Origin of the sequence: Pseudomonas sp. (genome assembly GCF_036404235.1) — a bacterium.
Lineage (GTDB): Bacteria > Pseudomonadota > Gammaproteobacteria > Pseudomonadales > Pseudomonadaceae > Aquipseudomonas.
In genome coordinates, this window is sequence record NZ_DASWOT010000109.1 from 32,245 (window position 1) to 53,664 (window position 21,420).

16 protein-coding genes, 1 tRNA gene and 2 pseudogenes are annotated in these 21,420 nt (G+C 57.3%); 13 read left to right on the forward strand and 6 right to left on the reverse strand.

Annotation, left to right across the window (positions count from 1 at the left end):
- Positions 1-391 precede the first annotated feature (391 nt).
- Entirely contained in the window at positions 392-1,165 is a 774-nt protein-coding gene (locus VGC62_RS13550; protein ID WP_331187596.1) for a carbon-nitrogen hydrolase family protein, read from the forward strand.
- Positions 1,158-1,604: a GNAT family N-acetyltransferase gene (locus tag VGC62_RS13555; RefSeq protein ID WP_331187597.1), complete on the forward strand. Its 447-nt coding sequence runs from the start codon at positions 1,158-1,160 to the stop codon at positions 1,602-1,604. Before VGC62_RS13550 ends, VGC62_RS13555 begins: the two co-directional genes overlap by 8 nt.
- A 44-nt stretch (positions 1,605-1,648) precedes the next feature.
- Here the strand turns inward: VGC62_RS13555 and VGC62_RS13560 are convergent, their stop codons facing one another.
- Positions 1,649-1,888, reverse strand: a complete 240-nt coding sequence (locus tag VGC62_RS13560; protein ID WP_331187598.1) for a DNA-binding protein — start codon at positions 1,886-1,888, stop codon at positions 1,649-1,651.
- An 82-nt stretch (positions 1,889-1,970) separates the two neighbouring features.
- Between VGC62_RS13560 and VGC62_RS13565 the strand changes: the two genes are divergently transcribed.
- The 8 genes and pseudogenes from VGC62_RS13565 (at position 1,971) to VGC62_RS13600 (ending at position 11,176) form a co-directional block, all read left to right on the forward strand.
- A complete protein-coding gene (locus tag VGC62_RS13565) occupies positions 1,971-2,333 on the forward strand; it encodes a helix-turn-helix transcriptional regulator (RefSeq protein ID WP_331187599.1) in 363 nt (120 codons plus the stop codon).
- A gap of 187 nt (positions 2,334-2,520) precedes the next feature.
- Complete coding sequence (gene gacA, locus VGC62_RS13570) at positions 2,521-3,165, forward strand: response regulator transcription factor GacA (protein WP_331187600.1); 645 nt, start codon at positions 2,521-2,523, stop codon at positions 3,163-3,165.
- Position 3,166: 1 nt separating this feature from the next.
- A complete protein-coding gene (gene uvrC / locus VGC62_RS13575) occupies positions 3,167-4,990 on the forward strand; it encodes an excinuclease ABC subunit UvrC (protein WP_331187611.1) in 1,824 nt (607 codons plus the stop codon).
- A gap of 32 nt (positions 4,991-5,022) precedes the next feature.
- Positions 5,023-5,583, forward strand: a complete 561-nt coding sequence (gene pgsA, locus VGC62_RS13580; protein ID WP_331187601.1) for a CDP-diacylglycerol--glycerol-3-phosphate 3-phosphatidyltransferase — start codon at positions 5,023-5,025, stop codon at positions 5,581-5,583.
- Positions 5,584-5,645: 62 nt separating this feature from the next.
- A tRNA-Gly gene (locus VGC62_RS13585) sits at positions 5,646-5,721 on the forward strand.
- A 235-nt stretch (positions 5,722-5,956) separates the two neighbouring features.
- A complete protein-coding gene (locus tag VGC62_RS13590) occupies positions 5,957-7,795 on the forward strand; it encodes a tyrosine-type recombinase/integrase (protein WP_331187602.1) in 1,839 nt (612 codons plus the stop codon).
- A 450-nt stretch (positions 7,796-8,245) separates the two neighbouring features.
- Positions 8,246-8,836 (forward strand): annotated as a pseudogene (locus VGC62_RS13595) (DEAD/DEAH box helicase family protein); the annotation flags it as partial.
- A gap of 141 nt (positions 8,837-8,977) precedes the next feature.
- The gene (locus VGC62_RS13600) at positions 8,978-11,176 is read left to right on the forward strand and encodes a DEAD/DEAH box helicase (RefSeq protein ID WP_331187612.1); all 2,199 of its coding nucleotides are present in this window, start codon (positions 8,978-8,980) and stop codon (positions 11,174-11,176) included.
- Between the two features lie 100 nt (positions 11,177-11,276).
- Here the strand turns inward: VGC62_RS13600 and VGC62_RS13605 are convergent.
- A pseudogene (locus VGC62_RS13605) lies at positions 11,277-11,543 on the reverse strand (transposase); the annotation flags it as partial.
- Positions 11,544-11,672: 129 nt separating this feature from the next.
- Here VGC62_RS13605 and tssE point away from each other — a divergent pair.
- Positions 11,673-12,098 carry a type VI secretion system baseplate subunit TssE gene (gene tssE, locus VGC62_RS13610; protein WP_331187603.1) on the forward strand — a complete coding sequence of 142 codons (426 nt, stop codon included), beginning with the start codon at positions 11,673-11,675 and terminating at the stop codon, positions 12,096-12,098.
- Positions 12,099-12,363: 265 nt separating this feature from the next.
- Here tssE and VGC62_RS13615 read toward each other — a convergent pair whose 3' ends face one another.
- Genes VGC62_RS13615 through VGC62_RS13630 form a run of 4 tightly spaced genes read right to left on the reverse strand, consistent with a single transcriptional unit; the run spans position 12,364 to position 17,649 of the window.
- Complete coding sequence (locus tag VGC62_RS13615; protein WP_331187604.1) at positions 12,364-14,106, reverse strand: ABC transporter ATP-binding protein; 1,743 nt, start codon at positions 14,104-14,106, stop codon at positions 12,364-12,366.
- Entirely contained in the window at positions 14,103-15,041 is a 939-nt protein-coding gene (locus VGC62_RS13620; protein ID WP_331187605.1) for an ABC transporter permease, read from the reverse strand. The genes VGC62_RS13615 and VGC62_RS13620 overlap by 4 nt, the downstream gene beginning before the upstream one ends.
- Positions 15,038-15,955, reverse strand: coding sequence for an ABC transporter permease (locus VGC62_RS13625; protein WP_331187606.1), 918 nt, complete (start codon positions 15,953-15,955; stop codon positions 15,038-15,040). The genes VGC62_RS13620 and VGC62_RS13625 overlap by 4 nt, the downstream gene beginning before the upstream one ends.
- 23 nt (positions 15,956-15,978) lie before the next feature.
- Positions 15,979-17,649, reverse strand: coding sequence for an ABC transporter substrate-binding protein (locus VGC62_RS13630; protein WP_331187607.1), 1,671 nt, complete (start codon positions 17,647-17,649; stop codon positions 15,979-15,981).
- Positions 17,650-17,976: 327 nt separating this feature from the next.
- Here VGC62_RS13630 and VGC62_RS13635 point away from each other — a divergent pair, with 327 nt between their 5' ends.
- A complete protein-coding gene (locus VGC62_RS13635) occupies positions 17,977-18,954 on the forward strand; it encodes an ABC transporter substrate-binding protein (RefSeq protein ID WP_414705795.1) in 978 nt (325 codons plus the stop codon).
- A 121-nt stretch (positions 18,955-19,075) separates the two neighbouring features.
- Entirely contained in the window at positions 19,076-21,376 is a 2,301-nt protein-coding gene (locus VGC62_RS13640; RefSeq protein ID WP_331187608.1) for a molybdopterin guanine dinucleotide-containing S/N-oxide reductase, read from the forward strand.
- Positions 21,377-21,420: the final 44 nt, after the last annotated feature.

The following is a 21,420-nucleotide window of genomic DNA, read 5'->3' on the forward strand; positions in this document are numbered from 1 at the left end:
AGTTCTCTGGTTGGCGTCCCCTGAGTAATGGGCGCCGGTTAGGTATCAGGCGCGCCAGTGGCTAAACCAATACCCATAAAAATAAGAAGCGCGGGGCGCAGCCTGATTGCTTGCATCCCAGGCAGCGGCTTGCGCAACCAGACGCGTGGCGTCGGCGATTCGGCAAAGCTGAGAGGGAGTGGAAGGCAACATGGTCTGTCTCCGTTGAGTGGACGTGAGCTTACTTCAAGCCCGTGTCTCAGTTCAATTGGAAATATCAATCAAGGGCATAGGTATCGGTTGCGTTGGCGATTTGTTTGCTTGAGTCAGAAAAATCGTTGATTTATCGGTAAGGTGCGTGCTGTTGAATACCACGCTTCTATAAGAGCCGCACAATCAAGGGAATGACGGGATGAGTGTCAGGATTTATGCGATCGCACAGATCGCCGTGGTCGCAGGTGATATCAAGGCCAATGTGCAAAAACATCTGCGCTTCATGCATCAGGCTGCCCGGCACGGCGCGCAATTTTTGCTGTTCCCAGAGCTTTCATTGACAGGTTACGAGCCGTCGTTGGCTCGCGCTCTGGCGATTAACCCAAGCGACGACAGGCTCGAACCGCTGCGTGACCTCGCGATACAGAGCGCGATGCTGACGGTGGTGGGAGCGCCTGTTAAAGGCGCTAACGCACAAGACATTTTGATTGCTGCGCTGATCTTCGATGGCCATCGGCGTGTTGGTTGTTACACCAAACGGCATTTGCATCCGGGCGAAGAAGCCATCTTCACCGCCGGTGATGGCGGCGTTCTACTGAGTATCAATCATGATCAGATTGCATTGGCCGTTTGCGCGGATTTCAATCAGCCGATCCATGTGCAAGAGGCCGTGCAAGCAGGCGCTGATGTGTATGCGGCGAGCGTGCTTATTTCCAGAAACGGTTATGTAGCTGATTGCGAAGTGCTCGCCGGCTATGCACGCGAGCACAAGATGGTTGTGATGATGGCTAACCACGGAGGTCCGACCGGAGGATGGCAATCGGCCGGTGCAAGTGTAATTTGGGGAACTGATGGCGAGCAGATCGCGGTAGTCGAAGGCGAAGGCGACCGCTTGCTCATCGCCACGTGTCGGGATGGCAACTGGGCGGCGTATATCGAGCCATTGACTGATGAGTGGTGCCGTGATGACTGAAAAATCCATCGTGGGGCTAACGCTTCGCGTCGCGGGACATGAAGATCTGCCGTTTGCCCGTGAACTGACGCGAGTCAACATGCGGCCCTATTACGCTCAATACGGTTTGATCTGGCAGCAACGCGCGTTCGACCAAGAATGGTTGTCGCGCCAGACCTTCATCATCCACAAGTCAGCCAAACCCGTAGGCTTTTTCGGGTTTACGGTCGAGTCCGACTATCTCTATTTGCGCGATGTTCAGTTGGTTGAGCCCTATCGGGGAGAGGGCATAGGTACCTGGGTCATGCAGCGCATCGCTGAGATTGCGCGCAGCCATGGTTACAACCGTGCGCGATTGAAGGTTTTCAAAAGCAACCCAGCAAAGGAGCTTTACCTGCGGCACGGGTATTCAGTCGTGAGGGAGGACGTGGCGCTTTTTTGGATGGAGTGCGTCGTGTGATGCCGAGCAGTCATCCTGCGACACCTTGAGCACGAGGCAGTCCATTACTTCTCGGCTCGCACGTCATCAATATCGTTGTCGTCGGGTGACGGTATCACCCCTATCTTCATGCCCAAAAGCACTGCGACTTTGTGCGCCTCCCCCCTGCGGCCCTTTTTGCGACCCGAAAGAATTTGGTAAGTCGTTGCTGGGTCGACATTATTTTCCCGAGCAAACTCTTGAACAGATTTACCTTGTTGTTCGAGCCAAGCCTTGGCTTGTGCTGCGGTGCGGATTCCGGGCATAGTTCAAAACCGCTCAAGTCAGTTTAATTTTATCTGGATTCTACCATTCGTACGGATGGGGTCAACAGGGTTATGCATTCAAATGAGTGGAATAGGCGTCCGACTTAGAAAAGAAAGAGACCGGCTGGGACTTTCTCAGAAGGCATTTGGTGAAATTGGAGGGGTCGAAGCCAATGCTCAGGGGAAATACGAAAGCGGTCACCGCGCTCCCAAGGCTGATTATCTGGCAGCCGTTGCTCGCAGGGGTGTCGATGTTTTATATGTGCTAACTGGCACACGCACGCCGGTTTCGCTTGATCACCTCAGTCAGGTGGAGGAATGGGTGCTAGGCAGTTACCGGTCGTTGGACAAAGAGCATCAAGACGCTATACGGCGCTTGACCACGACCTTGGCTGAGCTATCGGGCCCATACGCGGTGCAGAAAAAGCCGACTACAGAAGAATGACAAGTGTCTGCAATCACAAGCGTACGTTTGAATATTCTTGCAACGAATGTTGTGGGTGATGGTACGTTGTCGACACGTCATATCTTTTTCAGCATGACAGTGCGGGGACTGCATCAAGCTGGGTCCCGGCCATCGTTTTTGTTAAGGTGACGAGTATTCGTCATAAATTGCTTCGCGAGGTGTCTGCTTGATTAGGGTGCTGGTTGTCGACGACCATGATCTGGTTCGAACAGGTATCACGCGCATGTTGGCCGATATTGACGGTCTGCAAGTCGTTGGTCAGGCTGACTCTGGTGAAGAATCCCTTAAGAAAGCCCGGGAACTTAAGCCCGATGTAGTGCTGATGGACGTCAAGATGCCCGGCATCGGCGGGCTTGAGGCAACGCGCAAAATGCTGAGGAGTCATCCTGATATTAAAGTGGTGGCAGTGACTGTTTGCGAGGACGATCCTTTTCCCACCCGATTGTTACAGGCCGGTGCCGCGGGTTACATGACTAAAGGCGCGGGGCTGACCGAAATGGTTCAAGCCATCCGTTTGGTGTTCGCTGGGCAGCGTTACATCAGCCCGCAAATTGCTCAGCAGCTAGCGCTTAAATCATTCCAGCCGCAAACCAGTAATTCTCCGTTCGACCTGTTGTCTGAGCGCGAAATCCAGATCGCCTTGATGATTGTCGGCTGCCAGAAAGTACAGACAATCTCTGACAGGTTGTGCCTCTCCCCGAAAACCGTGAACACCTACCGTTACCGCATCTTCGAAAAGCTCTCGATTGGCAGCGATGTCGAGCTGGCTTTGTTGGCTGTCCGTCACGGCATGGTCGATGCCAGCGCCTGAAATGACTCAATCGTTCGATCCCAGTGCTTTCCTTTCTACCTGCAGTGGTCGTCCTGGCGTGTATCGGATGTTCGACGCCGAGGCGCGGCTGCTGTATGTCGGTAAAGCCAAAAATCTGAAGAAACGCCTTGCCAGTTATTTCCGAAAGACCGGGCACGCCCCCAAGACAGGCGCCTTGGTCGCTCGCATCGCGCAGATAGAAACCACTATTACCGCCAATGAAACCGAGGCGTTATTGTTGGAGCAGACGCTGATCAAGGAATCGCGTCCGCCCTATAACATTCTTCTACGTGACGATAAGTCCTACCCTTATGTGCATTTATCAGATGGCGAATTCCCCCGACTAAGCATTCATCGTGGCGCCAAAAAGGCCAAAGGTCGTTACTTCGGTCCTTATCCGAGTGCAGGCGCAATTCGAGAAAGTTTGAGCCTGATGCAGAAGACCTTTCTGGTTCGGCAGTGCGAAGACAGTTTTTACAAGAACCGCACCCGGCCGTGTCTGCAATACCAGATCAAGCGCTGCAAGGCACCCTGTGTGGGATTTGTCGAGCCGCAGGTGTACGCCGAAGATGTGCGTCACTCGGTGATGTTTCTTGAGGGGCGTAGCAACGCGTTGACCGACGAGTTGAACATGCTGATGGAAAAAGCCGCCACCGAACTCAATTTCGAGCACGCGGCCGAACTGCGCGACCAGATTGGCCTGCTGCGTCGTGTCCAGGATCAGCAGAGCATGGACGGCGGCACCGGCGATGTCGATGTAGTCGCTGCGTTCATAAATCCTGGTGGCGCCTGCGTACACTTGATCAGCGTGCGTGGCGGACGAGTCCTAGGTAGCAAGAATTTCTTTCCGCAAGTGGGTATTGAGGAAGAAGTCGGCGAGGTAATGTCGGCGTTCTTGGCACAGTATTTCCTGGGTGGCACCGACCGTGAGCTGCCAAACGAGATCATCGTAAACGTGGTCAATGAGGATTTTCCGGCACTGATCGAGGCCATCGAAGCATCGCGCGGACGCGAATTGTCCATCAGCCATCGAGTGCGTGGCACTCGTGCTCGTTGGCAACAACTGGCGGTGACTAACGCCGAACAGGCATTGGGCGCCAGGCTTGCCAATCGACAACACATGGCCGCACGCTTCGAAGCGCTAGCCGAAGTGCTCAAGCTGGACGAGTCACCACTTCGCCTGGAATGCTATGACATCAGCCATTCCAGTGGTGAAGCAACGGTGGCATCCTGTGTGGTGTTTGGGCCAGAAGGGCCGATTAAATCCGATTATCGTCGCTACAACATTGAAGGCATCACGGCTGGGGACGACTATGCAGCGATGCACCAGGCGCTGACTCGTCGCTTCGGCAAGATAAAGGACGGCGAGGGAAAACTCCCTGATATCTTGATTGTCGACGGTGGCAAGGGCCAGTTGTCCATGGCTCGCGATGTGATGAGCGAATTGGCCGTGCCCGATCTCATTTTGCTGGGTATCGCCAAGGGGGCTACGCGCAAAGCAGGCTTTGAAACCCTGTATCTGAATGACGCAGCCCATGAATTTACGTTGAAGGGCGATTCGCCCGCATTGCATTTGATTCAGCAAATTCGTGACGAAGCTCACCGATTTGCGATCACGGGACATCGCGCACGACGCGGTAAAACCCGCCGTACCTCGACGCTCGAAGGCGTCGCCGGGGTAGGGCCAACGCGTCGGCGCGATCTGCTCAAGCACTTTGGCGGTTTGCAGGAGTTATCCCGTGCCAGCATCGAAGAGATCGCTAAAGCACCCGGAATCAGTAAAAAGCTCGCAGAGTCGATTTATGCAAACCTGCACAGCGAGTAGAATGCTCGTTCACCTCGTAGCCAGTTGTGCCGATGAATATCCCTAATCTGATCACCGTTTTACGTGTCTTGCTGATTCCGATCTTCATTCTGCTGTTCTATTTGCCCTACTACTGGAGCTACATGGCGGCGAGTTCCGTGTTTGCGCTGGCCGCTGCGACGGACTGGCTGGACGGTTATCTTGCGCGTCGGTTGGAGCAGAGCACACCGTTTGGTGCATTTCTCGATCCAGTGGCAGACAAGCTGATGGTGGCGGTGGCCTTGGTGCTGCTGGTGCAGGCGCATGCCAATTTTTGGTTGACCCTGCCAGCCGCTGTCATCATTGGCCGCGAGATCGTCATCTCTGCCCTGCGCGAATGGATGGCAGAGCTGGGCGCGCGTGCTCAGGTAGCGGTGTCGAATCTGGGCAAGTGGAAAACTGCCGCACAGATGGTTGCGCTGGTAATTCTTCTCGCCAATCCTCCTGCATTTACCTTTTGGGTCGTTCTCGGTTATGTGCTGTTGATGGTTGCGGCTGGGCTGACGTTGTGGTCGATGGTGCAATATCTGCGCGCTGCATGGCCGCATCTACGAACCACAACGGATGAGAAATAAGTTTTGAATCAAAGGGTTGACGTCGCCATTTGAGTCTATAGAATGGCGGCCATTACCAAGATGCGGGAATAGCTCAGTTGGTAGAGCACGACCTTGCCAAGGTCGGGGTCGCGAGTTCGAGTCTCGTTTCCCGCTCCAAATATTGCGCTGCAGAGTTCCACTGAATTCTGTAAGTGATTGAAATCAGGACCTTCGGGTCCTTTTTTCGTTCCGGCGGGAACCACTGAAATCCAGCACCATCCAGTGCGTTTAAGTCCTGAATTGAGTCCCGAATGAGAGTCTTGAATTCGGACGCGCACTGAATCGGTTTGTTGCTGGAGCAGCTTGGATCGTGAGATGAGCATCTGGCCCTGACTCTGATCAGGAGCTCGCTATGGCACTCTCGGATACCACCGTTCGGCAAGCCAGAATTACCGGCAACGATTACTCCCTCGGCGACACGGATGGGCTTGCGCTCAATGTGACGGCCCGCGGGGGAAAGATCTGGTATTTCAGGTACTACTGGGCAGGCAAGCAGAAGCGCATGTCCCTGGGCAGTTACCCGCAGATCAGTCTCAAAGACGCGCGTGGACGCCGTGATGAGGCGCGAACCTTGGTTGCTCAAGGCATCAATCCTTATGAGCATCGTAAACAGCAGCGTCGTTCTGTGCGTAATGCAGCAGAGCACATCTTTGAAGCGGTGTTTGATCAATGGGTCGCGTTCCGCAGGCTGAGCCTGAAGGAGGGGCGCCAGAGCACACTCTCGCAGATCTTGAGAATCTTTAAAAAAGATGTCCTGCCAACGCTCGGCCGGCGCTCCATCTACGACATCAATCGCCACGACTTGATGCACCTACTGAGTGGAATCGAACAACGTAAGGCCTTAACCACGGCCGAAAAATGTCGGACCTGGTTCAAGCAATTGTTCCGATACGCCCTGGTGAAGGTGGAGGGGCTGGAACAAAATCCCGCGTCGGACCTCGATGTTGTCGCAATCCCCAAACCTCCGGTTGGACACAATCCATTTCTTCGTATGGACGAGCTACCTGCGTTGATGATTGCTCTTCGAAACTACGGTGGCGCAATCCAAACACGACTAGGTCTTCGCTTGTTGCTGCTAACGGGGGTGCGTACCGGCGAGCTGCGTTTGGCGACACCCGACCAGTTTGATCTGGAGCAGCGGTTATGGATCATACCGGCGGAGGTGGTGAAGCAACTCCAGTTAGCTATGCGGAAGCCAGGCAAGCAGGTCGCAAATATACCGCCTTACATCGTCCCGCTCTCGGTCCAGGCGCTTGAAATAGTGCGCGAGATGCTGAGCCAAGTTATCCCCGCGCAGCGTTACTTGTTCGCGCACCGAAGTGACCTAAGCAAACGCATTAGCGAGAACACCTTGAATGGAGCGTTGCGTCGAATGGGCTATGCCGACCAACTGACCGGGCATGGGATGAGGGCGACGATTTCGACGGCGCTAAATGAGATTGGCTACCCCAAGGTATGGGTCGACGCGCAGCTTTCTCATGCCGATCCAGACAAGGTGAGTGCGGCCTACAACCACGCGGAATATATCGAGCAGCGTCGGACCATGATGCAGGATTGGGCGAATAGATTGGACCTTTGGGGGCAGGGGAAACCGAAAGCAGCAAGCTCTCCGCTGACTATTCGTTTAGAGGGCGCAGCTTCGCTGCCCTTACTGGAAAACGCGAAGGGAAATGCCGTTCTGTACAGCAGCAGCTTTGCATCGGCGACCGTCTCATCGACGATGCTGGACAGTAGCGAGAAAGACCCCATTGGGCCCAACCAATCGTCTGTTGTGCCCGCTCTAATACGGACTGAAAAACCTCACAACTCTCACGTGTCTGAAATCCAGCGTGAACGGGCCGAAATGTTGGCCACGTTTGAAGCTTCGAGTAATTTGCCGCTGCTGGTCTTCGCCAGACTGGCAGGCAAATCCCGCGATCAGATCAATCGTGATATTAAGGCTCGACGTCTTCTGTCCCTGAGCTTGGGGAATCGTGGTCAGCGCATTCCCGATTGGCAGCTTGATCCGTTACGGCACAAGTTGGTGCTCACGGTATTAACGCGGTCTCCGGATGTGGATGCATGGAGGCTATATCGGGCGCTGTGTAAACCTCATGAGCGACTAAAAGGTCTTTCGCCAATCGATGGACTCACCATGGATAATTTCGAAATTACCGCGCGGGTTGTCTGCTGGGCCCTGCGCTCGATCTAATGTTTCATCTTCGAGTGCTGACGGGCTTGCCACTGATTTGATTACGTTCGACGAGCTCCCGTTGTAACCCGGGTGCTCGTTGGCGGGAGGGCGCGAAGCGGTCAATGTTTCGCAGCAAGTCAAAATGTCCAAAGAACATTTTGACTTGGCTCTAGGACGGTATTTTTAGGCGGAAAAATTCAAAATATGCCCCCAGTTTTGCCCCCAGTTGAATCAGGTTTGCGAGTGATAGCGAATGGCGATTTCTCACATAGGCTAAGATGGATTCGGATGGCTTTCAGTGTACGTTCATCTCGAATTGGACCGTTGGGTATCGATCGCCGGTTGGAGAAGGCAGAGGAGTGGGGCGTTTGAGAACTGCTTTTCGGGGTACACCTGAAATGACGTTCACTGATAGCATGTGGCCATGAATAATCAGCGCTGATTTTCACATTCAATTTGGTGAACGCAATGGTCGATGCTACAGGGAAGTACTTAGACGTATATCAAAGCTGGCAGCAACACCTCTTCAACTTCAACCTGGCAGTCCGGGATACCAATACGCCGGGCTTGCGTAAACCTCAGCTTGCCGCCCTATACGCTTCACTGGGACACCTGGTGATGTCTCCGGCCACGACGGCAACGATCGTGATGCCAACGGGTACCGGCAAGACCGATACCATGCTTGGTCTGCTTATCGCAGGGCGGTTGGCAAGGACATTGGTGCTCGTCCCGTCAGATGCCTTGCGTTCCCAGCTTGTCGAAAAATGCCTCGGGCTGAAAAAACTTCGGGAGATCGGTGCTGTTTCTGCCATAGCACTTAACCCTGTGGTTAGGGCGATCGGCTCAGGAATGTCGGCTGAAGATGTCCAACAGCTTGCCGAGGCGAATGTAATTGTCGCTACCCCGCAAGCATTGCAGTGATTCGACACAGAATCCCTCCAAGCCTTGGCTGAGCTCTGCAGCCACCTGATCATCGATGAAAGCCATCATGTGGCCGCCATGACATGGGGGCGGGTGAAAACCGCGTTTAAAGAGAAGCCATGCCTGCAGTTCACTGCTACGCCTTTCAGGGAGGACAATCAGCCCCTTGAAGGCAAGATTATCTACAATTACCCGTTGAAGGATGCGCAGATCGATGGCTACTTCAAGTCGATCGAATTTCACCCAGTGCGCGAATACAACCTCGAGTTGGCTGACCAAGTGGTTGCTGATAAGGCGGTAGAGTTGTTGCGAGGCGATCGAGAGCAAGGCTTTAACCACCTACTGATGGTACGCGCACGATCGCAAAAACGTGCTGAAGCCCTGTTTGAGTTCTACAAAAAGCATGAGGACCTCTCACCCATTCTCATCCACAGCAAGGTGCCGAATCGGGTCAAGCTGCTGGGTGAAATTGTCGAGAAGAAATACAAGATCATCGTATGCGTGGACATGCTGGGCGAAGGCTTCGACCTGCCAGAGCTGAAAATCGCGGCTATTCACGACCAGCATCGCAGTCCGGCCGTCACACCACAGTTCATCGGTCGGCTAACCCGGGTTGATGACACGCTAGGCGACGCCAAATTCGTCTCAAACATAGCCAACCAGAAAGTCGATTACCAGATGGCAGTGCTTTACAAGGAAAGTGCCGACTGGAGCGCCGTGATTCGAGATGTGAGCCAAGACAAGATCGCCCGCGAAATCGAAAAAGAGACGTTCACTGAACAGTTCCCGGATGATGCCGACTCCGAGGAGATTTTCGGGTTGAACCCAAACCCCAAGATCAGTGCGATCGCCTACCATGTGGAGCGTGACCAGTGGCGGCCAGAGAAAGCGAATCATTTCTCCCAGAAGAAAGAACCGCTGCAGTTCCTTTCTATCAACGACGATTCAGACACCATCATCATGGTGACGCGACGAGAAACACCCGTCGGATGGGCTCAGACCTCGGCGATTGTGGACACGAACTGGATTCTGTACCTGGCGTACTACCACGCGCCCGACAAGACGCTCTTCATTCACTCCTCTGGTGATGAGTCGCAAGCGACGCGTTTTTTGAATTTGATTGCAAAGGATGCCAGGAGAATCAACGGCGAGCCTACCTTCCGAACCCTGCACGACATCAAGCTCATGAAGCTGCAGAACGTGGGGCTGTCCAGGACACGCAAGGATCTGAGATTCACGATGCACGTCGGGCGGGACATCAATACCGTCATCAGTGAAATCGAGAACGGCACGGCGAAAAAGTCCAACATCTTCGCAACGGGCTATGAAGATGGACATCGCACCACCGTTGGCTGCTCTCACAAAGGGAAGATCTGGGAGATGAACTCTTCCAGCATCATTTACTGGATTGAGTGGTGCAAACGTGCCTCGCAAAAACTCAACGATGCCTCGATCAACCCTTCTGAAGTGCTCAAGGATGTGATTCGCTCGGAGAAGACCGAAGGGGCTTGGCCAACGGGACTTTTCTATGCTGATTGGCCGGAGTCCATTGCGATCGAAAACGAGCAGAAAATTTCGCTAGCGTTCAACGGTGAGATTTTCAACCTGCTTGATGTCGAGCTTGGCAAACCTCGGCGAAGCGATGATCTGACACTAGAAGTGCCCCTCATCGCCATTGCAGTAGATGGCACGGAGCGTCTGTTGCCTGACATCACGATACGGTTACTGAACGACAGCTACAAAGTCTCCTGCCCTGGGGTCAAGATCATTTTCGCCGAAGAGAGCTCGTTCGAGCAGTACCTGGATATGAACCCTTTGGTCCTGCTAGCCGTGGACGGTTCGATGATCGAGGGCAATTACCGGTTCTACACACCCAATAGCTTGGACTTGAAGCTTCCCATAGCGCTGATTGAGGCTTGGGACTGGGGAACCACCCAGATCCACAGCGAGTCGATGAGGGCTACCCGTAACATGGACACCGTCCAAGGGTTCACCTACAGCCGTATTGAGGACGACTATGCATTCATTTTCAACGATGATGGCGCTGGTGAGATTGCGGATCTGGTGGCAATCAAAGAGAGCAAGGACGCAATCTTTGTCGACCTTTACCACTGCAAGTATTGCCCCCAAAAAGATCGGCCTGGTGCTCGTGTCTCCGATGTTTACGAGGTCTGCGGTCAGGCATCACGATCGGTGAAATGGCTGCACACCGAGGAAAAATTCTTCAATCGATTGATCGGGCGGTACCAGCAATCGTTGCCGAAAGGGTTCGACAGAATCCTCAAGGGTGACCCAATAGATTTGGAGCTGCTTCGCAACAAGTGCCACGACCACGAGATGATTTTCAGATTTGTGATCGTACAGCCTGCCATTTCAGCAGCGAAGATCTCCGCTGATCAGCTCGCTGTCCTCGGTACAAGTTATTCCTACATTAAAAATGTGTCTGGTTCAGATGTCAGGGTTATAACCAGTGTATAACGCGAGGGCGAACTCATAATCCCGATTGTCGTATCTAGGTGGGGGAAGCGTTAAATTTGCCGTTCGCCTTATATGCTATAGGCATACGGGCCTAGGCTCTGTCCTCGCGCAGCCGCTGGTTCTCCCGCTCCAGCTCGCGGATGCGTTGCTGCTCGGGCGTCAGCGGCTTGCCGATGCCAGGCTGGCCGGCCTGCTCAGCCTCGTATTGATCCAGCCAACGGCGCACCGCGCTGTCGACCAGGTCCAGATCACGGCAGACCTGGCCCACGCTCAGGCCTTGGTCTCGGATCATCTGCACCACCTGCAACTTGAAGGCGGTGTCGAAATTTCTACGGCTACGCGGTGTCATGTCTTGCTCGGTCCTCATTGGGGATGATCATCCGCTATCGAGGTGTCCACGAGAATTAGACCAGGACACCTGGACCCGGATCGGCCGCGAGTGATCGAGCTGGGGGACAATCGGCTGTCCCTTCGCCCGATGGTGACGGAATGACCGATGAGTGAACTCAATCCTTCGCTCTACGAAATGCTCCTGCAGAATTTTGACGGCGAGCTGGATCTGTATCGAGTCGATGAAGCGGACCAGCACACCCTGTCGGTGCTGGACAATCTGCAACGCATTCTCAACAGTCGCGCTGGCACGCTCAGCCATCTACCGGATTACGGCCTGCCAGACATGGGCGTGATTTTGCAGGGCCTTCCCGCCACGGCGCATACACTGATGAGCATCATGGTCGGCACCTTGCTCAAATACGAACCACGCTTGGCGGCGGTGAATATCCAACTGCTGCCCCAGACTCATCCGGGGCATCTGGAGTACGCCCTTGACGTGCAGCTCAAAGGAGGCCGGCGCGCAACCTTCGGCACCACCGTTGCGCCCGAAGGCAAAGTGTTGATGCGTCACCTCAAGCGTCAGAATTAATAAATGTGTCGGATGTACCGGCCTCTTCGCGGACAGGTCCGCTCCCTCAGGGTTTGCATCACATCGGGATTTTGATGGGCTACCCGAATCCTTCGCGGGCAAGCCTCGCTCCAACAAGATCTGCGCGGAATCGAGATACCAGCAGCGCCGTAGATCCAACGTGGGAGCGGACCCGTCCGCGAAGGCTATTCACCAGACGCTACATCTCTGTGGGATTTACCAGCCCCTTCGCGGACGAGTCCGCTCCAATGGTTTTGCGCGCCGGTCAGGCGCGCTGGGCCGTTGCCGCTATGCCCGAGGTTATCGAGGCTCCCGGCAACGAGGCCAGCAACTGCTGCGTGTACGGATGTGTCGGCGATTCAAACAGCGGCGCGACCTCACCCTGCTCGACGATCAACCCTTGGTGGAACACCAGCACCCGATCACTGATGTGTTGCACGACGCCCAGGTCATGGGAAATGAACAGCAGCGACATTTGATGGCGAGCCTGCAGCTCCCCAATCAGGTCGAGCACCTGTGCCTGGACGTACACATCCAGCGCCGAGACCGGCTCGTCGCAGATCAGCAGCGTGGGCGAGGGCGCCAATGCCCTTGCGATTGCGATTCGCTGGCGCTGTCCGCCGGACAAGGTGCGTGGATGGCGATGCATGAACGCCGCGCCCAATCCGACCTGACGCAGCAGTTCTACCACCTGTTCTTCGCGCTGGCCTTTGTTTGCGTCGCTGTCCGGCAGGTTCTCGGCAATGACCTGAAACACGCTGTAGCGAGGGTCGAACGAACTCAGCGGGTCTTGTGGGATGTACTGCATTTGTCGGCGCAACGGGCGTCGTTTCTGCTCGCTCACGCCGCTCCAGGGTTGGCCCATGAGCCGGACTTGCCCACTGTCGGGCGTCAGCAGACCGAGCACAATGTTGGCGCAGGTGGTTTTGCCCGAGCCTGACTCGCCGACGATGCCCAGCGCTTCGCCCTTTCTGATGACGAATGAAGCGTCTTCCAAAGCGGTAAAAGCAGACTTCTTACCCCAGCCCGAAGACCGGTAGTGTTTGCTGATGTGGCTGACCTCCAGCACCGCGTCGTCGGATACCACGCGCTGGGTCAGGGCATCCCGCTGAATCACCGGTTTGCTGGTGGGCGATCCGGGACTGACAATGCGCGCCGACCCCAGCCGATGCCCGCGCGACGCCGCACTCGGGGCCGCCGCCAGCAGCTGGCGGGTGTAGTGATGACGCGGGTTGCGCAACACTTCGCTGACGGGCCCGGCATCCACCACATTGCCTTCGTGCAGCACGCAGACCCAATCGGCGATGTCGGCCACCAGCGCCAAATCATGGCTGATCAACAGCAGTCCGGCACCGGCCCGGACACGTTCGCCGAGCAGTTCGATCACTTGCTTTTGCACCGTGACATCCAGTGCGGTGGTCGGCTCGTCCGCGATGATCAGTTGCGGCCCGCCGGCAATGGCGGAGGCGATCAGCGCCCGTTGCCGCAATCCACCGGACAGCTCGTGGGCGTATTGACCTGCGCGATGCGCGGGATCGGGGATGCCCACTTGCCCGAGAATTTCCTGTACCCGCGATGCAACGGCGGCCCTGCCGTTGATCAAGCCGTGGCGGACGATGACTTCAGCGGTTTCCTGGCCGATGGTGCGCAATGGGTCCAGTGACACCAGCGCATCCTGCATCACCAGTCCGGCGAAGGTGCCGCGCAACGATTGCCAGTCACGTTCGGTGAAGGTCAATGCATCGCGGCCTGCCACCTGAAAGCGTTGCGCCTGGATACATACGCCGTCCCCGGACAATCCCAACAGACTGCGCGCCGTGATGCTTTTCCCCGACCCTGATTCGCCCACCAACGCGACGCATTGTCCGGCCCTGATGCTGAAGCTGACATCACGTACCAGCGGCTTGCCGTGATTGTGTTTATCGAAACCGATGTTCAGGTGCTCGACATCCACCAGCAACTCTCGGGGCAGAAACTCCAGGGGCTGAAGCGTTTGCACAATGCTCATGGCTGACGGCCCTCGAAGCGGCGCTGAACGTGGTTACCGATCAGGCTGAAAGAAATAACGGTCAGGGTAATCGCCAGACCGGGGAAGACGCTGGGCCACCAGGCCGTTCTCAGCACATCGCGCCCTTCGGCCAGCATCACGCCCCATTCCGGTGTCGGCGGTTGCGGCCCCAGCCCCAGAAAACTCAGGCCCGAAACGGCCATGATCGAACTGCCGATGTCGATGGTTGCCAGAATCGGAATCGCCACCAGCACGTTGGGCAGCAGGTGTTTGTAGAAAATCGAGGCGCGACTCTTGCCGTAGAAACTGGCGTGGGTGACGTAGTCGGCCTTGCGCACCAGTTGCGTCTGGCTGCGGACCATGCGGCCAAATTTGGGAATACCGGCAATGCCGATGGCAATCGCCACATTGACCATGCCAGGCCCGATCAGCGCAATCACCAATAGCGCCAGCAATACGCCGGGAAACGCCGACAGCACGTCGAACACGCGTGAAGCGACTTCGTCCAGCCAGCGGTTTTTCATGCCCGCGACAATGCCCAGCACCACGCCGAACACGAGGCTGATCATCATCCCCGCCAGGCCGATCAGCAGTGAATAACGCGTGCCGTAAACCACGCGGGCGAACACATCCCGGCCCAGTCGATCGGTACCGAACCAGTGCTCGGCGCCGGGTGCCTGCAGGCCCTGAGTCACGTCACCCACCAGCGGGTCGTAACCCGTGAGCAGGTGAGGGACAACCAGCGCGCCGAGCAGCACCAGCAAAAACGCAGTCGCCAGCTTTATACCCAGCGGCACTCGATGTGCACGCTGAGGCAGGGTGTCGGCAGTCGTGATCAGCGCAACGGTGTCGACTGGCTGCGACGCAGTCGTCTGGGGAGGCGATTCAAGAGGCAGTACGCGTTGCGCGGAGGATTGACCGGATGAGTAGCTCATTGGTTTTTCAGCCTCGGGTCGATGAACAGGCACGCGATGTCGAGCAGGGTCGAGATCGACACGTAAATGGCAGCGGCCAGCAGCACCACCGCGAGTACCACTGGCACGTCCTGAGCGGTGATCGCGTTGAGGGTGACGGTGCCCAGGCCTGGGCGGCCGAAGACTTTCTCAGTGATCACTGCGCCGCCGAGCAGGCCGCCGATCAGCCAGCCGCCGAGGGTGACGATGGGCAGCAAACCGTGCCGCAGCACATGCCCTGCACGCAGCCGTGTTTCGCTCAAACCACGTGCCCGCACGGTGGTGACGAAGGGTTGCTCCAGCACTTTTTCCATGGCTTCGCGCAGCACCTGAGCGAGCAAACCCACGGTCGGCAACGCCAGTGTGATCGTCGGCAGCACCAGCGATTTCCAGCCGTTGGCGCCGGACACCGGAAACAGCCGCAGTTGGAAGGAGAACATCATCAACAGCAGGATGCCGATCCAGAACACCGGCGTTGAGGTGCAGACCAGTTCGAACAGCGAGGCGATCTTGCGCAAAAACGGACTGCGGCCAGCGGTCGCCAGACTCAGCAGAATCGACACCACAATCGCCAGCGCCCCCGCACTCAGGGCCAGTTGCACCGTCGGCCAAAACTGTGAGCTGAGCACGTCGGAAACAGGCAAGCGCATGATGTAGGACGTGCCCAGATCGCCATGTATCAAGCGGCCGAGGAAAGCCAGGTATTGCTCCGGCAGGCTTTTATCCAGCCCCCATTCCGCGGCAATGGCCTCGCGCATGCCGGGGTATTCGACGTCACCGGCCAGAATGTCGGCGATGTTGCCCGGCAATGAATGCAGGGCAACGAAAGCGGCCGACACGCTGAGCCAGATGACCATCAAGCTGCTCGCGACCCGAGTGATGACTGGACGCCACATGGCTGCTCCTTATTTGGCGGCGCTTACTTAGCCGCGCTTACGTTGGCCGGGCTAAGCCAGGCGTCGTAAAGGTTGGAAGGGGAATCCAGTTGCGCTTCGAAACTCAAGCCGTGCAGCGTGTCCTTGGCCGCAATCTGATAGCTCGGCGCGAACAGCGGCACGATGTACGCCTGATCCACGGCGCGTTGCTGGATGCTGTCGAGAATTGGCTGGCGAGCCTTCAGGTCCGAGGTGGCGCGGGCTTTGTCGATCAGGCCGACGATGACTGGATCGGTCTTGTCTCGCACACCGCTGTAAAAGCCGGTGGCGCCAAGCACGTCACGCAGGGACAAGGCACTGTCGGATGGGTTGAGCGTGTTGGGGTAAATGTTCCAGTTGCCGTCGACGCGGGTTTTCGCCCAGTCGCCGCCGGTGGTGATGCGCAGGTCGAGGTCGAAGCCGATGTTCTTTTTCACGGCGGCCTGGATCGACTGGATCAGCAGGTCGCGGTTGTCGCGCACATACGGTTGTGGATAACCGACTTCAATGCGCAAACGCTGGCCGTCCTTGGTGCGATAGCCTTCGGCATCGCGTGCGGTCCAGCCGGCCTCGTCGAGCAGCGCGTTGGCCTTGCTCACGTTGTTACCCCAAGTGCCCGCAAGCGCCTTGTTGTAGGCAGGGTTGTCCGGCCCGATGTTCGACCAGGCGCGCGGCACGGTGCCCAGATACAGGCTCTTGACGATGGCATCCACATCGAAGCCGTCACGCAGCGCTTGCCGCACCCGGACATCGCTGCCGACGCCGTGGGTGTAGTTGATGTTGAGCGTGAACGAGGTTTCAGCGGACGGCCCGACCAGGTACTGAAAGCCTTCGACGTCCTTGAACAAGCCAATGTCCGACGGCTGCACGCCTTCGATCAGATCAACCTGCCCCGAGCTCAAGGCTCCTGCGCGCACGGCGTATTCGGGGATGAAGCGATAGGTGACCGAGTTCAACCACGCCGGCCCTTGATGCGCGGCGTAGCCAGGGCCCCAGTTGTATTTTGGGTTCTTCACGAAATGCGCGGTCTGCCCGCGCTGGTATTTGTCGAAAATGAACGGCCCGGTGCCCACCAGTGCAGGGCCGCCTGCGCACAGGTCAACGTCGCTGCGCAGGGTTTTCGGTGAAAGGAATCCGAGTTTGACGCTGGACAGAGACTCAAGCATGGAGGAGTCCGGACGCGCCAGAACGATCTTCACTTCATGCGGCGAAACCACCTCGGCGTGGTCGTAATACTCCAGGAACGTCGCCGCGATGGCGGTGTTTTTCGGGTCCTTGGTAAAGTCCAGATTGGCCTTGACCGCCTCAGCGTTGAACGGCTCGCCATCGGTGAAGGTCACGTCATCGCGCAACACGAAGGTGTATTGCAAACCGTCCGGCGACACTGTCCAGCTCTTCGCCAGCCATGGCACGAAGCTGCCGTCGGCTTGCTTGCCGATCAACGAGTCGACGTAGTTACGGATGATGATGAACGCGTTTTGCTGGCCGGAGCGATGCGGGTCGAAACACACCGGCTCCGTGGTGATGCCCCATGAAACATCGCCTCCCGGCGCAGGCTTGGCGGCTTCGCTGGCGACTTTCGCAGCAGGTGCCTTGCTGTTGGAGGTGTCGTTGCAGCCGGCAATCAAAGCGCTGGCGACCAGCGTGCAGGCGAGGCTGAGGTGAAGGTGATTCATGGAGTCCCTTAGGCCGGCGAATGCTGACCCTGCTGAAAATATCGAATGAGATCTACTATGCAAAAAAATGATCTTGATGAGACTCTATATGCGGTTTAGGAATTACGTCAAAGGCCGGTTGTGCATATGGTTATAACGATGACACTCGCTTCTTGTGTTTCTTTGCTTATTCCAAAAATGCATTTATGGAATAGCAAAACCGGTGTTATGGTTTTAAGCCGCTGTCCTGGCTTTTGACGCTGACAGCGGCTCATATCGGCGACCGCACGAGCGGACCGGACCTCATTTCTATGATCCGGCTCCGTTCAGAGCCCCTGGAGACATCGCGTGTCGTTCAACCGCTTTCCCGTCAAAAAATCCCTGTGCGGTCTCGCACTGGCCTTCTCCGTATCCCTCGCGACACAGGCTGCCGATCTGATCGTGGGCGATCAAAGCTATAACGCGCGCACGGTCATGGAAGCGGCCGGGGTACTCAAGGATGTGCCCTACACGCTGGAGTGGAAGCAGTTCACCGCCGGGTCGCCGGTGGCCGAAGCGTTGAATGTCGGCAGTCTCGATGTCGGGCTGCTGGGCGATGCGCCCGCGTTGTTCATGGGCGCGTTGGGTGCGCCGATCAAAGTCATCGGTGTGTCGCGTCAGAACCTAGAAGGCGTAGCGATCGTGGTGGCCAAGGATTCGCCGATCAAGACCGTGGCGGATCTGAAGGGCAAAAAGGTCGCCATCTGGAAGGGCTCGTTCAGCCAGCAATTGATGCTGACCGCGCTGGACAAAGCCGGTGTGCCGCGCGATGCGGTGGAATACCGTTACCTCAGCGCGCTGGATTCTTCCCACGCGCTGGATGGCGGTTCGGTGGACGCCATCGCGACGTGGGACCCGTACGTCACGCAACAGGAGCGTCAGGGATCACGAGTGATCGCCACGGCCAAAGGGCTGATCCCGGCGCAAAGCTTCATCGTCGCCAATGATCGCGCGATCAAGGACAAACGCGCGCAGATTGCAGATTTCCTCCAGCGCCTGCAGACCGCCCGAGCGTGGTCTGTTGCCAGCGCGCAAAACACTGACACCTACGCCAATGCCTGGTCGGCGCTGACCAAGGCCGATGCTGAAGTCGCACGGCGCTGGTTCGAGCGCTCGCAGACTGTGGTTGTCCCGGTCGATGCTCAGGTGATCGCGCAGGCCCAGCAAACCATCGACTTTTTCAACGGCGCGGGGCTGACCAAATCCTATCCAGCTGGCAATGTGTTCGATGACTCGTTCAGTGCCGAGTTGACCAGTGCCGCTGCGCCCGCCCAGGCTATACGCTAACAGTGATCGTTCCCACGCTCTGTGGTAACGCCGCCCGCGATGCTCCGCGTCACCTGCGAGCTGGACGCGGAGCGCGGGAACGATCAATCAAAAACCAACTGGAACCGGGAGTCTGCACGCCATGAGTTTTACCTCGCTGCATTGGGGCGCGTATCGTCCGCAGGTCGTGGACGGCAAGCTGCGGGCCATGGTCCCGGTGGAATGGGACAGCGATCCATCGCCCATAGGCGACTCGATTCCCGACGCGATCACCTCGCCAACCCGAGTGCTTCGGCCTTCGGTGCGGCGCAGTTATCTGGAAGCTTTCACCCACCAGCCGGGCACCGATGGCCCTGCGCTTCGGCATCAGGCACTACGCGGGCAGGACTCCTTTGTCGAGGTATCCTGGGACGTCGCACTGGATCTGGTGGGCAAGGAACTCAAGCGCGTCAAGACCGAGCACGGCAACCAGGCGATCTTCGGCGGCAGTTACGGCTGGGGCAGCGCGGGGCGGTTCCATCATGCGCAGAGTCAGCTGCATCGCTTCCTCAACAGCTTCGGCGGCTACGTCTTCAGCATGGACAGCTACAGCCTGGGCGCCGGGCGGGTGTTGATGCCGCACATCGTCGGCAATATGGACTGGCTGCTGGCGGCGCACACCTCCTGGAAAAATCTGGCGCAGCACTGCGAACTGTTCGTTGCCTTTGGCGGCCTGCCCGCTAAAAACGCACAAACCAGCCCCGGCGGCGCCAGCGATCACCTGCTCAGTCGCGCACTGGAACAGATGTCTGAGGCCGGCGTGGAGTTCGTCAACGTCAGCCCTCTGCGCGACGACTTGGTTGGCCCTGACAAAAACCAGTGGCTGGCGGTGCGTCCGGGCAGCGATACCGCCCTGATGATGGCGCTGGCCTACGTGCTGATCAGCGAAAACCTGCATGACGAAGTCTTCATTCAGCAGTACACCGTCGGTTATGAGCGCATTCGCGACTATCTGCTGGGTGCGGTCGACGGGCAACCTAAAACCCCGGAATGGGCCGCAGCGCTGACCGACATCCCCGCGCAGCAAATCAGCGAGCTGGCGCGGCGCATGGCCAGCAAGCGCACGATGATCAACATCGCGTATTCGCTGCAGCGCTCGGTGCATGGCGAGCAACCGTTCTGGATGACCGTGACCCTGGCCGCATTACTTGGGCAGATCGGTTTGCCCGGTGGCGGTTTCGGGCTGGGTTACGGCTGCATGAACAACACTGGCAGCGGTCGCAAGGCGTTTTCCGGTCCGCGTTTTTCCCAGCATGTGAACCCGGTCAAGGATTTCATTCCGGTGGCGCGGGTCACCGACATGCTGCTCAACCCCGGCGCGCCGTTCGATTACAACGGCAAACAGTTGCAGTACCCCGATATCCGCTTGGTGTACTGGGCGGGGGGCAATATTTTCCACCACCATCAGGACCTCAATCGCCTGCTGGAAGCCTGGAAACGCCCGGAAACCATCATCGTCCACGAGCAGTTCTGGACCGCGCAGGCCAAGTACGCCGATATCGTGCTGCCCGCCACCACGGCGCTTGAGCGCAACGACATCGGCAGTTCGGCCTCGGACCGCTTCATGATTGCCATGCAGCAGGTGATCGAGCCGGTGGGTGAATCCCGCGACGATTATTCGATCCTGGCCGGTCTGTCCGAACGGTTGGGAATTACCGAGCGCTTCACCGAGGGCCGCGATGCCGAAGGCTGGCTGCGCTTCATTTATGAAGAGTCGCGGGGCAGGGCGGGGGACTTCGGCATCACGTTGCCGGACTACGATCAGTTCTGGCGCGATGGCGTGTTTGAAGTCGAGTATCCCGAGGTTGACACGGTGTTGCTCAAGCCGTTTCGTGATGACCCGCAGGCCAATCCGTTGCCGACGCCATCCGGCAAGATCGAGATCTTTTCAGAACGCATTGCCAGTTTCGGTTACGCCGATTGCCCTGGGCATCCGGTGTGGCTGGATAAACCGCCGCAGTCATTCCCGTTGCACCTGCTGTCGAACCAGCCCAAAACCAGACTGCACAGCCAATACGACCATGGCGCCTACAGTCGCGCCTCGAAGATTCAGCAACGCGAACCGCTGACCCTTAATCCTGAAGACGCGCAAAAGCGGGGCATTTGCGACGGCGATGTGGTCCGGGTGTTCAACGAGCGTGGCGCGTTTCTGGCGGGGGTGATTGTGTCCGAGGCGATTCGTCCGGGCGTGGTGCAGATTGCTACCGGCGCGTGGTTCGATCCGTTGGTGCGTGGGCAAACCGGCAGCCTTGAAAAGCACGGTAATCCCAACGTCATCACCGACGACGTCAGGGCGTCGAGCCTGTCCCAAGGCTGCTCGGCGCAGACTGCGTCGGTGGAGATCGAGAAATGGCAGGGTGAGTTGCCGCCAGTGACAGCGTTCGAACCGCCGCTTTTCGTCTAGTGATGTCCGTTGGAGCGACGTTGCCTGTTGGAGCCGAGCTTGCT

What these genes read in the sequence shown, in the direction of transcription:
- VGC62_RS13550 (WP_331187596.1), top strand. Translation starts at nt 392, where the DNA reads ATGAGTGTCAGGATTTATGCGATCGCACAGATCGCCGTGGTCGCAGGT.
- VGC62_RS13555 (WP_331187597.1), top strand. Translation starts at nt 1,158, where the DNA reads ATGACTGAAAAATCCATCGTGGGGCTAACGCTTCGCGTCGCGGGACAT.
- VGC62_RS13560 (WP_331187598.1), bottom strand. Translation starts at nt 1,888, where the DNA reads ATGCCCGGAATCCGCACCGCAGCACAAGCCAAGGCTTGGCTCGAACAA.
- VGC62_RS13565 (WP_331187599.1), top strand. Translation starts at nt 1,971, where the DNA reads ATGAGTGGAATAGGCGTCCGACTTAGAAAAGAAAGAGACCGGCTGGGA.
- uvrC (WP_331187611.1), top strand. Translation starts at nt 3,167, where the DNA reads ATGACTCAATCGTTCGATCCCAGTGCTTTCCTTTCTACCTGCAGTGGT.
- pgsA (WP_331187601.1), top strand. Translation starts at nt 5,023, where the DNA reads ATGAATATCCCTAATCTGATCACCGTTTTACGTGTCTTGCTGATTCCG.
- VGC62_RS13590 (WP_331187602.1), top strand. Translation starts at nt 5,957, where the DNA reads ATGGCACTCTCGGATACCACCGTTCGGCAAGCCAGAATTACCGGCAAC.
- tssE (WP_331187603.1), top strand. Translation starts at nt 11,673, where the DNA reads ATGAGTGAACTCAATCCTTCGCTCTACGAAATGCTCCTGCAGAATTTT.
- VGC62_RS13615 (WP_331187604.1), bottom strand. Translation starts at nt 14,106, where the DNA reads ATGAGCATTGTGCAAACGCTTCAGCCCCTGGAGTTTCTGCCCCGAGAG.
- VGC62_RS13620 (WP_331187605.1), bottom strand. Translation starts at nt 15,041, where the DNA reads ATGAGCTACTCATCCGGTCAATCCTCCGCGCAACGCGTACTGCCTCTT.
- VGC62_RS13625 (WP_331187606.1), bottom strand. Translation starts at nt 15,955, where the DNA reads ATGTGGCGTCCAGTCATCACTCGGGTCGCGAGCAGCTTGATGGTCATC.
- VGC62_RS13630 (WP_331187607.1), bottom strand. Translation starts at nt 17,649, where the DNA reads ATGAATCACCTTCACCTCAGCCTCGCCTGCACGCTGGTCGCCAGCGCT.
- VGC62_RS13640 (WP_331187608.1), top strand. Translation starts at nt 19,076, where the DNA reads ATGAGTTTTACCTCGCTGCATTGGGGCGCGTATCGTCCGCAGGTCGTG.